Here is a 13,390-nt window from a genome sequence, read left to right as displayed (position 1 = left end):
CTCTGATGTTCATATTTCCCCTCGTATAGATTCCGAATCGAGTTCGGAATGATAATAGCTTTTTATGCTAAATAGTAATCATGGTATTGATTAAGATATTGTTTGCTTACTCTGGATTGAATAAAATCACAGTCTTCTACTTCTGATTTGATATTCAGTTTATAAAGACTGTCATCTATAAGTGACCAGACTGTTTCTGCAAAATAAGTGTCTTTCTTCAATATATCATTTCTGTCATAAACCTGCTGATCTATGATTTGTTTTACAGTCATCATTGCAGCCACAATATCATCTGTCATTGTTGAAATAATTGGCTGAGCATGTCGTTCTGTTCTTCTTGTGTTTTCTTCTACAATTCGTTTGTGAACACGTACAAACTTTTTGTCGCCATGATAGCGGGAAAGGAGCGCGTCATCTTTTCTTCGAAGCGTTCGAATCTTTTTGTAGATATCATCCATTGCTTTGTTTTCTTCGGTGTACTGTGCAAGGCTTTCCGGCTTGAACTTGTGTTCCTTGAATCTCTGCTTAAACGCTTCTGCTAAAGTAATAAACTGCGGGTCTTCCGGGTCGTAATAATCACGGATTTCATGCAGTGTTTTAGAAAGCTTTTCCTGTAATTCCGAACCGTTATCGACAAGCTTTAGTTCTTCTTTGTTTATCATAGAAAAGTTGAACTGAATGTTCATCATTGTTTCGTTGATAAGCATCTTAGTTTCATCACTTGTTTCAAATGCTTCAATTGTATTTATTTCATTGATTCGTGACTGAACAGCAGAGAGCATATCGGGAAGTTTTTCAATTACAAGTTTAGCAAAGGTCGCTTTTAAATCTTCATCACCAAAAGTGCGCACAAGATTGAACATATTCTTTGCATTAGTCAAAGCTGTTCGAAGTTCAAAGAGTTCTTTCTTGTCTTCAATTTCAGTTATTTCCTGGTCAAAGATTTCTGCATTACTTATATCATAGTTAGAAAGAGTCTGCCGAGCTTCCTTCATCTGCTTAATGATATTTTCTTTTTGTTCCAGTACTTGAGTAAACATATCTGGAAGATTCTCAAGTCCGGTTTCATCTTCGCTACTAAACTTCTGGAATTCTTTTATGTACTTGTTGTTTATCTCTTCAAAATTCGCCTTGATGTCCGCAAAGTCGATTACGGTTCCGTAACGCTGCTCACCGTATTCAGAATTATACGGACGGTTCACACGGGTTATTGCCTGAAGCAGACCATGGTCGCGGAGCTTTCTTCCAAAATAAAGCCGCTTAAGGCGAGGCGCGTCAAAACCTGTAAGCAGCATGTTGTAGACAATCAGAATGTCTATCGTAAAATTCTTCTTGAAGTCTTTTACTATCTGCTTTCTGGTTTCTTTATCATCACTATCATAAAGAATGAGTCCCGGCTTCAAAGTAGAAGTCATATTTTCAGTTTCATGCAGTTCATTCTGAATCTCATCAAAATACTGATAGAGCTTTCGAGCCTGTTCACTTGTTTCGCAGATAATCATTCCGCCAAGTGTCGGGTCACCCTGTAACAGTCTGAATGTAACAAGGTCTTTTATAATGTAGCGGAGCAATTCTTTAACATAAGAATCATGGCTGATAATATCTTCTTTTTTTAGTTCGCCCTTAGTAACAAGTTTTTCAAGTTTCTGGTAAGCTTCTGTAAGTCGCTTGCGGTAAGAGGTTTCAATTTCTTCTCGTAGGATTTTTAATGTATATCCATCTGAAATTGATTTATCATAATAGTATGCATGGAAATAATCACCGAAAACTGAGCAGCTAGATTTTTCTTCTTTAAGAATTGGAGTTCCAGTAAGAGCAATTTTAATTGAATCAGGATCTGCATTAAAAAGATTTGCAAGGAAACATCCGTCAGGTTTATAACCTCGGTGTGCTTCATCAATTATAAATATACGTTGAAGATTGGTTGCGTAGTCTTTTACCTGAACTTTGTTCTGGTCCTCTTCAACTTTCTGAATGTTTACAACTGTAATTTCAGCTTTACCGGTAACTCCCTGCTGGCTCTGATTTGTACGGAACTGTTCCATAAGTTCTGTTTTACTGTTAGCAGTATTTATAGAAAGTCCGCGAGCTTCAAACTCCTGCTTTGCCTGTTCCAATAAATCCAAGCGGTCAACAATAAAATAAAACTTGGTAACTTTATTATGCTTTGCAAAATAATCTGTAAGTATTCGGGTAAGATAATATGAAAGAGCGGTTTTTCCAGAGCCTTGTGTATGCCAAACAATTCCAGATTTCTTTCCATTTTCAAGCGCGTCACGAATAGCAAGAGCCGCAAACATCTGCTGATAGCGCATAATGTGCTTCTGGTCAGTTACTTCAATTTTGCCATCTATTTCGCGTTCAGATTTTACATAAGCAATTCCATATTTCAGAATAAAGAGCAATCGTTCAGGGCTGCACATAGAAGTAAGAATACGGTTTGTCGGTGTATAAATATCAAGGTTCGTCTGAAACTCTGGAGACTGCTTGATTACCTGACAGTTAAAATCTGTAAGAATCTCTTTTTCAATTTCCTGGTCTATCGGCTTATAATGATAATTTGCATTAAAAGTTGGTATAGGCTGGGCAGTAAAATTATCTTCTCTAAAGCAGTTAAAGAAAGCTTTTTTTCGCGCGCCAGTACAATAAAAAGCCCCTTCAATTGGAACAATACCGCCAAGTGCAGAATATTCCATATTATTAGAAAAAATCATCAGCTGAGTGATGTTTATAAAACGACGGAATTTTTTATTAGGTAAGCGGTCATTATTCATGCGGTTAGCTTCCGCAATCATGCCTCCAACGTTGTTAGTTTTCTTTACTTCAATAAAAACAAGCGGAAGTCCGTTTATAAAAAGAGTAATATCTGGGCGGAATTCATCTTCGCCATTACGACAGGTAAACTCTGCAGTGCAGTAGTAATCATTGTTATTAGGATTATCAAAATCAATTAGTTTATAAGGAGAAACAGAAATTAGGCGTTCATAAAACTGCTTTCCTAAATCATCATCGTTCAGCTCTTTTTTGATGTCACTAAAAACAGCAAGCCAGTCGTCTTTCTTTGAAGGGTTTAAGCGGGCAAAAGCCTTTTGAAATTCATAGAGCAAAATGTTTGTGTCTGCATCAAAACTTGTGCCTGCTGTTTTCTGAGACTGACCTTCTGTACCAAGATGATACAGTTTACCGATATAAGTGTAGCCAAGCCTTGTAAGGTGAATAAGGGCTGGCATTTGAACACGAGTTTTTTCGTTATATATTTTGCTCAATTTTTGACCCCATCGTCATAGAATACCATAAACTGACCTAATTTTCCACAATATTATACAAAACGGTCTGTCGCAGCGGACAAGGCTTATTTTATGGGCCAGGTTATGCTGGCGGAGGGGGAACTTTTGACGCTTTCGACGATTCTACCCCTGCTGGACCAGTACAAGAACACGCCGCTGGAAGGGGCTTTACGCCATGCCAAGAATCCGAAAATGCGAAATCACTGAAAAATCTTTTTCGGTTCCAAGAGACTTTAAGATTGAAAATCACCTTGACCCAGAGATGGGAGTCTGGAACAACAGCGGAGACTCTTTTACCGTGGAAATTGAATTTGAAAGCAGCCTCAAGACTTTCGTGACCGAGCGAATCTGGCACAAAAATCAGGTTTTGCTGGAAAATGCCGACGGCAGCGTCTACCTTTCATTTAAGACGAATCAGATTGACCAGACCGTGGCATGGGTTTTGAGTTTTGCAGGCAGGGCAAAGGTTTTAAATCCGCCGGAACTTAAGGAAGAAGTCGCAAAAGCCGCCCAAAAGATTCTAGGCAAGGCGGCTGAAAGTTAAAAAATCTTTGCCCTGCTCTTTTTAATCTCACTCCGAATCTTCTTTAATTTAAGTTTTCGCTCCTTGCTGGCCTTGGTCGGCTTTGTCTTTTTCCGCTTTTTGGGAACATAAAGAGCATTCACAATCCGACTTTCAAGCCTGTCAAAGGCAATCTTCCGGTTTATTTCCTGAAAGCGCTCATCGTCCACCGAAAGAAAAATGCAGTCCTCTCCGTTGATAATCGCACTCAGTTTGAGCCGTAGCCGCTCCCGCTCCTCATCAGTCAGTCCGCCCACAAAACTGATCGGCAGGGAAAGATGCACCTTGGTGTTCACCTTGTTCACATTCTGCCCTCCCTTTCCCCCGCTCCGGGAAAAAGTCACCTGAGTATTATTGACGATTGATTCATGCAGTTCGCGTGCGTTCATTTTCTTTCCTTGCCTGAGTATTGTGACGCAGAGAGAGGAAAAGCGCAAGGGAGAAAGCCCCTGACAAATCCCGTAAAAAACGCTAGCATACAGATATGAATCTCGCATCAATTCCCCACTACACTTCACTGGCAAATGCCCTTGTCTCGCTTTTTGGCACTTCAGTAAAAATAACCCGCACTGACCGCCTTTCTGGCGGCGACATCAACAAGGCCTATGCCCTCACGCTGACCACAGGCGACCGCATTTTTATGAAGGCAAACGCAAAGGAAAACGCCGCCTTTTTTACCGCCGAGGCCGCCTGTCTTTCCGCAATCGCAGAGACTGGAGCAATCGGCACGCCGCACCTTCTCTGCACGGGAACGGACGACGGTGAGGAAGTTGGCTACAGTTTCCTTCTTATGAACTTTATCGAAAGCGGCAAAAAAAGAGCCGACTACTTTGAGACCTTTGCCCGTGAACTTGCCACCATGCACAAGGCTGACACAAAATCATTTCTCCCCCTAGAATCCGCTGAAAATGCCGGCACAAAGCAATTCGGCTTCTTCCAGAATAATTTTATCGGAGCGAGGCCTCAAGACAACACGCCCACCGCAGACTGGATTTCCTTTTTCCGCGACAGGCGGCTACTTCCTCAGTTCAAGGCCGCCGACCGCTATTTTTCTGACAGCGACCGCAGACAGAACACAAAGCTGCTCGACCACTTGGACAACTTCCTAACCGAGCCGGAAAAGCCCAGCCTTCTCCACGGTGACTTGTGGGACGGCAATGTTCTTGCCAACAATGAGGGCAAAGCGATTTTGATTGACAGCGCCGCCTATGTAGGGCACGCCGAGGCAGATCTTGCCATGACGGAACTTTTCGGCGGTTTTCCCCCTTCATTCTACGCTGCCTACAAGGAAGCGCACAAAATGCAGGCTGGCTATGAAGACCGCCGTGACCTCTACAATCTCTACCACCTCTTGAACCACCTGAACATGTTTGGCGCGAGTTACCTGACTCCCGTGCAGAGCATAGTGGCGGAGTATGTGGGGTAAGTTCAACTTGCTGACAAGGAAAACAAAAATTCCCTCACACAAAGGGAATCATATAAACCGGCAGACAGAAAATGACGCCATCTTTTCGGAATTCTTTCGTATAAGCCAGGAATCGCTCGCCAATCTGCTTGGAAAATCGCTGGGTGAACAAATCACCACAAAACCCACAAAATCCCCATACAAAGCATCGTTTTCTTTTCGCTGATTTTTCTGCTATACTTTTCCCATGAGCACATCCTCTCTTGCCGAAAAAATCACACACCCCATTCCGCCAGTGTGGAACAGTGAAAGCAGGATTCTTTTGCTTGGAACCATGCCCTCCCCCGCCAGCCGGAATGCGGGATTTTTCTACATGCACGCCCAGAACAGATTTTGGCGGGTGCTACCCGCAGTCTTTGGCGAGAAAATGACATACACGAACAAGGGATTTTCCACAGCAAAAGCGGCCATGCAGGAAAGAGCCGACCTAGCCGCAGCGATTAAAGAAAGGCGGGATTTTCTAATTCGCCATCATATCGCCCTCTGGGATGTGCTTGCCTCCTGCGAGATTGAGGGGGCAGCGGACGCAAGTATTAGAAGCGCAACGCCCAATGACTTTACGAAGATTTTTGAGCAGAGCAAAATCCGCCGCGTTTTCTGCACGGGAAAGACCGCCTTTGCCCTCTGGCAGAAGCACTGTGCCGACACTTACGAAGAACGCTTCAATCTAACAAGCCAATGCCTTCCCAGCACCAGCCCCGCAAATGCCGCATGGTCACTGGAAAAGCTGATTGAAGCATATTCGGTTTATATTCTATAAGATAGTTTTAACGATTACTCTGAATGTTTACAGGCAGAGCCCATTGGACTTGGGAATTTGCAAATTTGATTTTTGAAAACAAATCCTGCAAGTGAACGTTTTCTATAAACTGAGGAAAGGGAACTATTACTTTTTTAATTTCGTCATCTGCTTTAATGTAAACATAATAACGCCAATGCCCGCCAGCCCTTGCCGTAAGCCGGATATACACGCGGGAAATTTTTACGATATCCCCGTAGTCGATTTTTTCTTTTCCAGCAAAACTTCTTACTTCAAAATGAGACTCGTCATAAAGAATGGATTCCCGGCTTTCAACTATGATACCGAATAAGAACAACAGGATAAAAAAAACAGAAATTATAATGGGAATTATTCCGGCCTGCAAAAGACACATCGCAATCAAAGCGCAAACGCAACCTCCTAAAAGCAAACTGTTTGCAACTATGCCGACAATGTTTTCTTTTTCCATTCCAATTTTTTGCATCTATGATTCTTCCTGCCCTTTACTTCCAGCCTTCCCAGACTTTCTGCGCCATGCCAACAGTGGCTTCGGTTTTTCCGTTTCGGCAGACGGGCTGTTTTAAGAGTTTAGCCTGGTTTTCAAAAAGTTTTTCTTCTTTTTCGCTGTCGTCAAGATAGGCGATGCTTGAGTAATCCTTTGATTTTGTGTCGGTCAAAGCCTCTATTGCCGCCGCCCGGCTTCCCTCTGATTTTGCAAGGGCAGAAAGAACGGAATCGAACTCGCCAGAGGACATCTCTTTTTCTTTAAGGTCGATGAACTGAAATGGAACGCGCCGCTCCTTAAAAAAACGCTGGGCCGCCTTGCAGTCGAAATTTTTGTTTGTGCCGAAGATTTGGATCATTGGGAATTGCCTCTTAGTTTTCAGAATATGCCCGCTCAATAAGGGACTTTGCTTTTTGAAAATCAGCGCTCTCTTTTATCGTCAGTTCAACATCGCCAGTTCCCCAATGGCCGACATTGGAAGCGTCACGGGAAAAACCTGTCTCATAAGAAATAGAATCAACTGGAAGTTTTAAATACAGAGTGATTTTCGAGGGAGAAAGTTCAGCGCAAATGATATTCTTCATTTTCTTAAAAGCCGTGTATAACTTTAACTTTGTTTCGGTAATATCATCGCCAAGCGCAAGAATATAGTTCCGAACATCATCATATAAGTTCTTGATTTTATCAGGCACACTTTCATACTGTTGTTCAAAAGTCTTGTCATTCGATTTTCTTTTTTTGTTTGCATCTGCATTCTCAGAAGAGATGCGTATGACATTTTCATTCACCTGCTCAAACATCAACAAATCGCCTTCAAACTTTCTGTAGCGAATCAAAGTGATATTTCGGTTCATCTGCTTTATGGCTGACTCATCGTATTTTGTAAAATCATTAGCTATGCAGATAACGCGGGGCATTGACCAGTCAATTTGTTCAGCAACTTTTGAGCCGACTTTTTCAAGAACAAGCAATTTAAAACTGTCCTTGTGGTCAAGAAGCCAATCCAAGTAAAAGAGACCTTGATTTATGACATTTTCTTTTACATCTCGTTTGTATTCAAAAATGACCGGACAGAAATTTTCATCAATTCCGAGGCTGTCCATCCTTCCGCCGTTTGTCGTGGAATATTCACTTGCCAAAAAAGTTATTTCAAAAAAGGTTTTCATATTGCGTTCGATGACAGTCTGAAGTTCTTTTTCCAAATTGACTGTCCCGCTCTGCAATTCCTGAACAGAACCTTTTATGTTGAACAATTTGATGTCAGCCATAGCAACCTCTGAATTAAATTATACGCTAAGTATAGCGCATTTTGGGAAAAACTTATATAGATAAGGTGACATAGCACCCCACCCCTACACTTTCAGCGCCGCCCTCCATTCCCCTTCTTTGAATCCAGTGCAAACCGCATCATCGGTCACCAGAAGGGGGCGTAACAGTAGACTTTAGTCATGTGAGGGCTCCTTGTATTGGGGGATGGGGATAGTGTAGCATGAAATGGATGAAGTTTGCATGGGTTATAGAGCGGATTTCATGAATCTCTGAAAATAGGTGGGCAAAAAACGCTTCGTCAAAAATCAGACCGTTTTCAAGCAGCGGCTTATCCAACACACGGGTCGCCCACTGCCAGAACTCAACAGCCGCCTGAGAGTTGACTTTACATCAAACCGCAATGACGGCTTTTAGGCCGTAGAATTTGTATTGATATGTTTTCCCGTTATCGGCAACTTGTGCAAAATTTGCACAAGCTAAATTTTCCCAGACTCCGCCGGATTGCCGAGTTAATGTGAGGAAATCTATTGTGTTGTTGCGGATTTGCAGGGGTTTGGGTTTAGTCATAGCTTTTTTCTCCATACCTACAATAATAGAACATTATACCACAACCCCACTCTTTTGTGGGGAAAACCTCAGTCCGCTCGCAAAAAACACGGCGAGAATTCCCCAAACCATCGGACGTTTTTGGAACTTTGGCCGGGTAAAGCTTTCGTTCTCGTCAAAGGGCTTTGAAAAGCCGGAAGATGTGGATGCCTCAAGCATAACTGCCAAGCGCATTCTGTTCACGCCCAGCAGCGAGCTAAAGAGCGAAATCGAAAAGGCTTCCTTTTCGCGGGTGTAGATTGAATTGATGTAAAAATGTTATCCCCACCTGAGGAGGAATCTTCGGGCGGGGATATTTATGTATAAACAGAAAATTGTCCCCAAAAAGTCATATGCCGCTCAGAAAAATCTCCTTATAATTCACCTAAAACTTATTCTAAGGAGCTGTCTTATGAAAATGAACATTTCAAACATCTACATCGCCCACAAAAGCGAAACTTGCTTTTCAAAATCGGGCAATCCACTTTCTGTTTATAGGAATCTTTCAGAAGCTCAAGAAAGCGCAGATTATCAGTATACGCAAAGTGGAATCGCGCTGACAGCATATCAGTGTAAAACTTGTGGAAAGTATCATTTAAAACCGACAGAGTTTTACTGTGAAAAACTTTCCTCAACCTGTTCTTGCACCGACCACAACGGTAAAAAGAAAGATGCCTACCCGACTGCACAAGATGCCGAAAAAATGGTAAATATAAGAAAACGCGCAGGCATTGCGCTTTTTGTGTACAAGTGTCCGCAGGGAAACGGCTATCATCTTACGAGTAGCAAGGGGTATTAAGATTATGGAAACACAGTATGGAACAATCAGAATCGGTCAGATAGTGAAACTCTTTGCTGATGGAATAGGACATGATGCTTTGCTTGAATCAGTTCCAGAAAAAGAAAAGGCAAGCACAAAGAAAATAATTCAGCGTCTTGAAAAAGAGGATGGAATCAGAATAGACACCCTCAGACAATTTGAAATGCTTTTAGTAAATTTCTGCAAATGGGCAATGGAGCATAATTTTATGAATAAGGCTCATAACTACATTATTCCTACGCTTTACTATGATTTGCTCGCCTTAATAACAAACACAAATCCTTATAATAATCCAACTCAAAATGAAGTTGAATTACAGGTTATGTATTGCATCGCACTTATATATAGAGAAATATACGACTATCTTGAAAAGAAAGAAGGAAAGGATTGGGGATATACTCTTCAACTGACACTTGGAATGTTTGATTTTTGGAAACCTACGAATTACAGCCAAAACATTAAACTCATTCCTGATTGCTTTGCCTTTATATTTGATGAAATTAAAAATCCTAAATCAGATTTATTTAACTACTGGAATTCATTGAAAGATGAAAATGACAATACTGAAAAAACAACAAGAACAAATTATGCTAAATCTATAAACGACTGGATTGAAAAAGGTGCAACACCGTCATGGAAAATCATAAAGACGATTTTCGCATCCCCCTGTCCAGAAAACATTGAATTCAAAGAATCTAAAAGCAACTACTATCTTTTTAAGACAAATTTATTCTTAGGATTTTTCTTTTCAAATTTCTTCCGAAGTCTCGAAGAACAAAACTTGGTTTCATTAAAATTCAAAGATATTGTTCAAGACGGACTTCGTTGTTTTTATCGGTATGTATTTGTTGTAAAAGATTTTCGAAAATATCACGACTGCGAATTTCAGAATCCTATGTTTTCGCTTATGCGTTTCCTTGTCTTGCCGACAAACAAAAGCAAGAATCTGATAAGTGAATATATTTATGATGCGTTTGATAAGGAAATTGGTCTTACACCAGCTGAAATGTATGAGTGCCATTCATTGTATTATATTCCGCTAAAAACAATACATTTTCCAGTAATAGAAGAAAAAGAGCTGCAAAAAGAACTAAAAGCATATCAGATAATTTACGAAACTTTTATGGAACTTTCGACATGGAAAGGGTACGGAATGTATGAGAATAAAATCATAACTGAAAAAGAAATGGATTTCATATTTTCCCAATTTGATTCGGTTTTAGACAAATGCAGGAATTTCTTCTATAATTGGTTCAAAGGAAAATATCATGTTCTTTGTCATGAGTTTGAGACAGGTCTTGATTTTTACCGAAAAGCATTTGAGCACAGATATTTCGGCGGAAAATATCTCAGTCAATATCTTTCAGAATTTGTTGCTTTGATGCAGAAAATCAATGTGAAAAAGACGGAATTCAATCATATTCACGAGTGGGCCAACGCAATTCGTTTATATATCGATAAAATCGATAATGTCGAAGAAGATAAAATCGCAATTCAAAATTCTTTTGATGAAGTTTTTCCAGAAGAAGCATTTATAAAGTAAATGCCCCATCATTCCGCTAACCCACATCCTATTATTCCGCTAATTGTGGATTGTTCCGATACATGCGATAAAAACCTTACAGAAAAAGGGGAGAAGGAATTTAAACTCAAACTTACAAAAAGGATATCAAAAGTGCTCGCTGTCTCATTGAGTCAGTCGACCACAAATGTGGGCACAGGCTGTTGGACAAGTTGTCAAAGCGTGCCAGTAAAACTCTACAAGGCTATCAGCAGAACATTGACTGCCTATTGCAAGAATGCTGATAGTAGGCAATTTTCTAGGCACATTTCCCGAATCTGTCGTCTAAACAGCATTACATTTCTCATTGCTCATAGAAAAATAGACACTTGTCGCTTATAATGTAGTTTACAAATTTCTCTTCACAACCTTTCAATAGCATCTTCAGCAACATTATCATCTTTGAATGGTCAGAAACAAAATATGATAATTTATAATTGACTTACAAAAAAATCTGTATTATATTTCAATTAGTGGTGAGTCCTACCCTAAGTGGAATCTTTAAAAGCAGTGTACCCTACTGTGAGTGGGAACTTTAAAAGCGGAGAGTCCTGCCGTCAAGTGGAATCGATAAAGCCGTTCAGTTCGCTGAGACGGCTTTTTTTGTGGGTAAAGATGGAACAGGAAAGATTAAAAGCCAAATTGCAGCAGTATGCTGAAAAAGCGGTGCAATGATTTTAAGAAGCTCGAAAGAGTTTTGGAAAAACTGTTGCAAAAGAAATAGAATCACATAATACGAAGTTCGTAACCGACGCCCTCAAGGAAGCCAAAGCCGCCGGAGTAAAAAACATCGCCGTGGAATGTGAAGTTACGCCAGACACCCTTTTGGCTAAAGACGAAATCGAAGTCAAGGTGTAAAATAGGAACTTCAAAAAACTGAAGTTTTTCGAGCTTCTATATAATAAATCTTAGGCAAGCGAGCTTGCATTGGAGAAAAAATGGCAGAATCTTTTAAAACAGAAATTTTTGAACTTGACGGAAAAAACATCAGCATCACGACTTCCGCCACAGAAAGCCTTCCCATCGTCCTCGTGAACACATTCGCAGGCGAAGCCGATTCCCTTTGGAAAGAATGCGCCGCCCTGGACTGCCCGCCATTCACCCTCGCCTGCATTTCCGGCATGGACTGGAACGACGACCTTTCTCCCTGGGAGATTCCGCCCCTCCGCAAAAACGAACCGCCATTTTCCGGCAAAGCAGATTCCTACCTTGCCTTCATTGTCAGCCAAGCGCTTCCTGAGATTTTACAAAAACTTTCTCCGCCGCCATACATCGCCCTCGCAGGATATTCCCTTGCAGGCCTCTTTGCCCTCTATGCCGCCCACAAAACAAAAGCCTTTTCCCGATTTATAGCCGCCTCTCCCTCCGCATGGTTTCCCCGCTTTGTTGATTTTGCCAAGACCACGCCCTTTGCCACAAAGCCCGACAGCATCTATCTTTCCCTTGGCGACAAAGAATCAAAAACCAAAAATCCCCTGCTGGCCACCGTCCAGAACAATGCGGAAATCCTCGCCGACTTTTACAAAACTCAGGGAATCAAGACAATTTTTGAGTTGAACAAAGGGAACCACTTTGCAGACAACCAAGCGCGACTGGCAAAGGGAATTAAGTGGATTTTGGGGGACTGACTACTTCCCCCGTCCATACACGCTCAGTCCCACAAGCAAACATCCCTGAATATAAGGAAGCCCCCGCTCGTTCAGATATGCCAGCAATTCCTCGCTTTCTGCGCCGGGCTGAATTACGATGCATTTAAAATCTTTTTTGCATTCCTTTATGAGCGCAAGCCCCTTGGCCGGATTGACGCACAAGTCGATGATGTCAATTTCGCCGGGGATGTCGTTAAAACTAGCCAGTTCCTTGCCCACGGCATGTACCGTGTAGCCCTGAGCCAAAAGACCATGCTTGATTTTGTGGGCATATTTTTCTTCGTTCAGCGTGTCGCCCGCAACCGCAAAGACTCGCTGCTCCATGATTTCTTTTAAGTCCAAGCCTACTTTACCTCTACGACACGAATGTCTTCGCTCAAATCCTGAGCAAGACCAACTCTTTTTCAAGGGGAAAAATTCTACGGGATTTTTGGAGATGGGGGGAATTGAACCCCCGTCCGAAAGTGGAAGCCAAATACATCTACATGTTTAGTTATGCGAGGTAGTTGTCGGGAGCAGGTAGCAGCATAACAAGCGTCTCCTCCGTATTCTGAGTAAAAGTCCCGCGCGCACCCCAAAAATTACGCGCAGCAAGTCCCTGTTTGTGACGGAAGTCGTAAAGTTAGGAACAGCACCCTACGAGTTCCGGCTCAAGCTATGCAGCGAGAGCTTCTGCGAAAGAAGCCTCTTCGACTTCTTCTTCTTTTCTTTCGAAAATTGCAGTTATTGTTTTCTCAGTTTTGGGAACCTTGACTCCCACATGCCGTAAGTGCCTTGATCACAATCGTCGAAACCGGTGCACCCCCGTCTGTATTTCTTCATAAATATACTGATGAAAGAGCTCAAAGTCAAGATTCTTCTGGCGCAATTTATTTTCTACGGGCTTTTCGCCCTTCGCTCACGCTCATTGCTACACTGCGTTTCGCA

At 41.7% G+C, this 13,390-nt stretch carries 14 protein-coding genes and 1 other RNA gene; 7 read left to right on the top strand and 8 right to left on the bottom strand.

Annotated elements, in window-relative coordinates; translation table 11 throughout:
* Positions 1-62: 62 nt before the first annotated feature.
* Complete coding sequence (locus B2089_RS01360; RefSeq protein WP_296685517.1) at positions 63-3,266, bottom strand: HsdR family type I site-specific deoxyribonuclease; 3,204 nt, start codon at positions 3,264-3,266, stop codon at positions 63-65.
* Positions 3,267-3,462: 196 nt separating this feature from the next.
* On the opposite strand from B2089_RS01360, the gene B2089_RS01355 reads away from it, so the two are divergent.
* Positions 3,463-3,831 (top strand): helix-turn-helix transcriptional regulator, encoded by a 369-nt coding sequence (locus B2089_RS01355; RefSeq protein WP_296325631.1) that lies wholly within the window; start codon positions 3,463-3,465, stop codon positions 3,829-3,831.
* Here B2089_RS01355 and arfB read toward each other — a convergent pair.
* Positions 3,828-4,238 (bottom strand): alternative ribosome rescue aminoacyl-tRNA hydrolase ArfB, encoded by a 411-nt coding sequence (arfB, locus tag B2089_RS01350; protein WP_296325632.1) that lies wholly within the window; start codon positions 4,236-4,238, stop codon positions 3,828-3,830. The genes B2089_RS01355 and arfB overlap by 4 nt on opposite strands.
* A 95-nt stretch (positions 4,239-4,333) precedes the next feature.
* Between arfB and B2089_RS01345 the strand changes: the two genes are divergently transcribed.
* Both B2089_RS01345 and B2089_RS01340 read left to right on the top strand, forming a co-directional pair.
* Positions 4,334-5,275, top strand: a complete 942-nt coding sequence (locus tag B2089_RS01345; RefSeq protein WP_296325634.1) for a fructosamine kinase family protein — start codon at positions 4,334-4,336, stop codon at positions 5,273-5,275.
* A gap of 226 nt (positions 5,276-5,501) precedes the next feature.
* On the top strand, positions 5,502-6,074 hold the full coding sequence (locus B2089_RS01340) for a DNA-deoxyinosine glycosylase (protein WP_296325635.1): 573 nt from the start codon (positions 5,502-5,504) through the stop codon (positions 6,072-6,074).
* 7 nt (positions 6,075-6,081) lie between these two features.
* Here the strand turns inward: B2089_RS01340 and B2089_RS01335 are convergent, their stop codons facing one another.
* From B2089_RS01335 to B2089_RS01320, 4 genes are all read right to left on the bottom strand, one after another.
* Positions 6,082-6,558, bottom strand: a complete 477-nt coding sequence (locus tag B2089_RS01335) for a hypothetical protein (RefSeq protein ID WP_296325637.1) — start codon at positions 6,556-6,558, stop codon at positions 6,082-6,084.
* 19 nt (positions 6,559-6,577) lie between these two features.
* Positions 6,578-6,937: an arsenate reductase family protein gene (locus B2089_RS01330; protein ID WP_296325639.1), complete on the bottom strand. Its 360-nt coding sequence runs from the start codon at positions 6,935-6,937 to the stop codon at positions 6,578-6,580.
* Between the two features lie 13 nt (positions 6,938-6,950).
* The gene (locus tag B2089_RS01325) at positions 6,951-7,847 is read right to left on the bottom strand and encodes a DUF5655 domain-containing protein (protein WP_296325642.1); all 897 of its coding nucleotides are present in this window, start codon (positions 7,845-7,847) and stop codon (positions 6,951-6,953) included.
* Positions 7,848-8,238: 391 nt separating this feature from the next.
* Entirely contained in the window at positions 8,239-8,430 is a 192-nt protein-coding gene (locus B2089_RS01320; RefSeq protein ID WP_296325720.1) for a hypothetical protein, read from the bottom strand.
* Here B2089_RS01320 and B2089_RS01315 point away from each other — a divergent pair.
* The 4 genes from B2089_RS01315 to B2089_RS01300 all read left to right on the top strand — a co-directional run bounded on the left by B2089_RS01315 (position 8,363) and on the right by B2089_RS01300 (position 12,442).
* Positions 8,363-8,692 carry a hypothetical protein gene (locus B2089_RS01315; RefSeq protein ID WP_349675773.1) on the top strand — a complete coding sequence of 110 codons (330 nt, stop codon included), beginning with the start codon at positions 8,363-8,365 and terminating at the stop codon, positions 8,690-8,692. The two genes, B2089_RS01320 and B2089_RS01315, sit on opposite strands and share 68 nt — an antisense overlap.
* A gap of 153 nt (positions 8,693-8,845) precedes the next feature.
* The gene (locus B2089_RS01310) at positions 8,846-9,232 is read left to right on the top strand and encodes a hypothetical protein (RefSeq protein WP_296325646.1); all 387 of its coding nucleotides are present in this window, start codon (positions 8,846-8,848) and stop codon (positions 9,230-9,232) included.
* Positions 9,233-9,236: 4 nt separating this feature from the next.
* On the top strand, positions 9,237-10,796 hold the full coding sequence (locus B2089_RS01305) for a hypothetical protein (RefSeq protein WP_296325648.1): 1,560 nt from the start codon (positions 9,237-9,239) through the stop codon (positions 10,794-10,796).
* A 956-nt stretch (positions 10,797-11,752) separates the two neighbouring features.
* The gene (locus B2089_RS01300) at positions 11,753-12,442 is read left to right on the top strand and encodes an alpha/beta hydrolase (protein WP_296685509.1); all 690 of its coding nucleotides are present in this window, start codon (positions 11,753-11,755) and stop codon (positions 12,440-12,442) included.
* Here B2089_RS01300 and B2089_RS01295 read toward each other — a convergent pair whose 3' ends face one another.
* Entirely contained in the window at positions 12,443-12,805 is a 363-nt protein-coding gene (locus B2089_RS01295) for a CoA-binding protein (RefSeq protein ID WP_296325657.1), read from the bottom strand.
* Positions 12,806-12,891: 86 nt separating this feature from the next.
* Positions 12,892-13,269, bottom strand: a transfer-messenger RNA (tmRNA) gene (gene ssrA, locus B2089_RS01290).
* Between the last annotated feature and the right edge of the window lie 121 nt (positions 13,270-13,390).

Source organism: Treponema sp. UBA3813, assembly GCA_002368605.1.
Classification (GTDB): Bacteria; Spirochaetota; Spirochaetia; order Treponematales; family Treponemataceae; genus Treponema_D.
This window is presented reverse-complemented; position numbering and strand designations above follow the sequence as displayed.

Excerpts from the sequence above, each read along its gene's own strand:
- B2089_RS01355 (WP_296325631.1), top strand. The coding sequence starts at position 3,463 with ATGCCAAGAATCCGAAAATGCGAAATCACTGAAAAATCTTTTTCGGTT.
- arfB (WP_296325632.1), bottom strand. The coding sequence starts at position 4,238 with ATGAACGCACGCGAACTGCATGAATCAATCGTCAATAATACTCAGGTG.
- B2089_RS01345 (WP_296325634.1), top strand. The coding sequence starts at position 4,334 with ATGAATCTCGCATCAATTCCCCACTACACTTCACTGGCAAATGCCCTT.
- B2089_RS01340 (WP_296325635.1), top strand. The coding sequence starts at position 5,502 with ATGAGCACATCCTCTCTTGCCGAAAAAATCACACACCCCATTCCGCCA.
- B2089_RS01335 (WP_296325637.1), bottom strand. The coding sequence starts at position 6,558 with ATGCAAAAAATTGGAATGGAAAAAGAAAACATTGTCGGCATAGTTGCA.
- B2089_RS01330 (WP_296325639.1), bottom strand. The coding sequence starts at position 6,937 with ATGATCCAAATCTTCGGCACAAACAAAAATTTCGACTGCAAGGCGGCC.
- B2089_RS01325 (WP_296325642.1), bottom strand. The coding sequence starts at position 7,847 with ATGGCTGACATCAAATTGTTCAACATAAAAGGTTCTGTTCAGGAATTG.
- B2089_RS01320 (WP_296325720.1), bottom strand. The coding sequence starts at position 8,430 with ATGGAGAAAAAAGCTATGACTAAACCCAAACCCCTGCAAATCCGCAAC.
- B2089_RS01310 (WP_296325646.1), top strand. The coding sequence starts at position 8,846 with ATGAAAATGAACATTTCAAACATCTACATCGCCCACAAAAGCGAAACT.
- B2089_RS01305 (WP_296325648.1), top strand. The coding sequence starts at position 9,237 with ATGGAAACACAGTATGGAACAATCAGAATCGGTCAGATAGTGAAACTC.
- B2089_RS01300 (WP_296685509.1), top strand. The coding sequence starts at position 11,753 with ATGGCAGAATCTTTTAAAACAGAAATTTTTGAACTTGACGGAAAAAAC.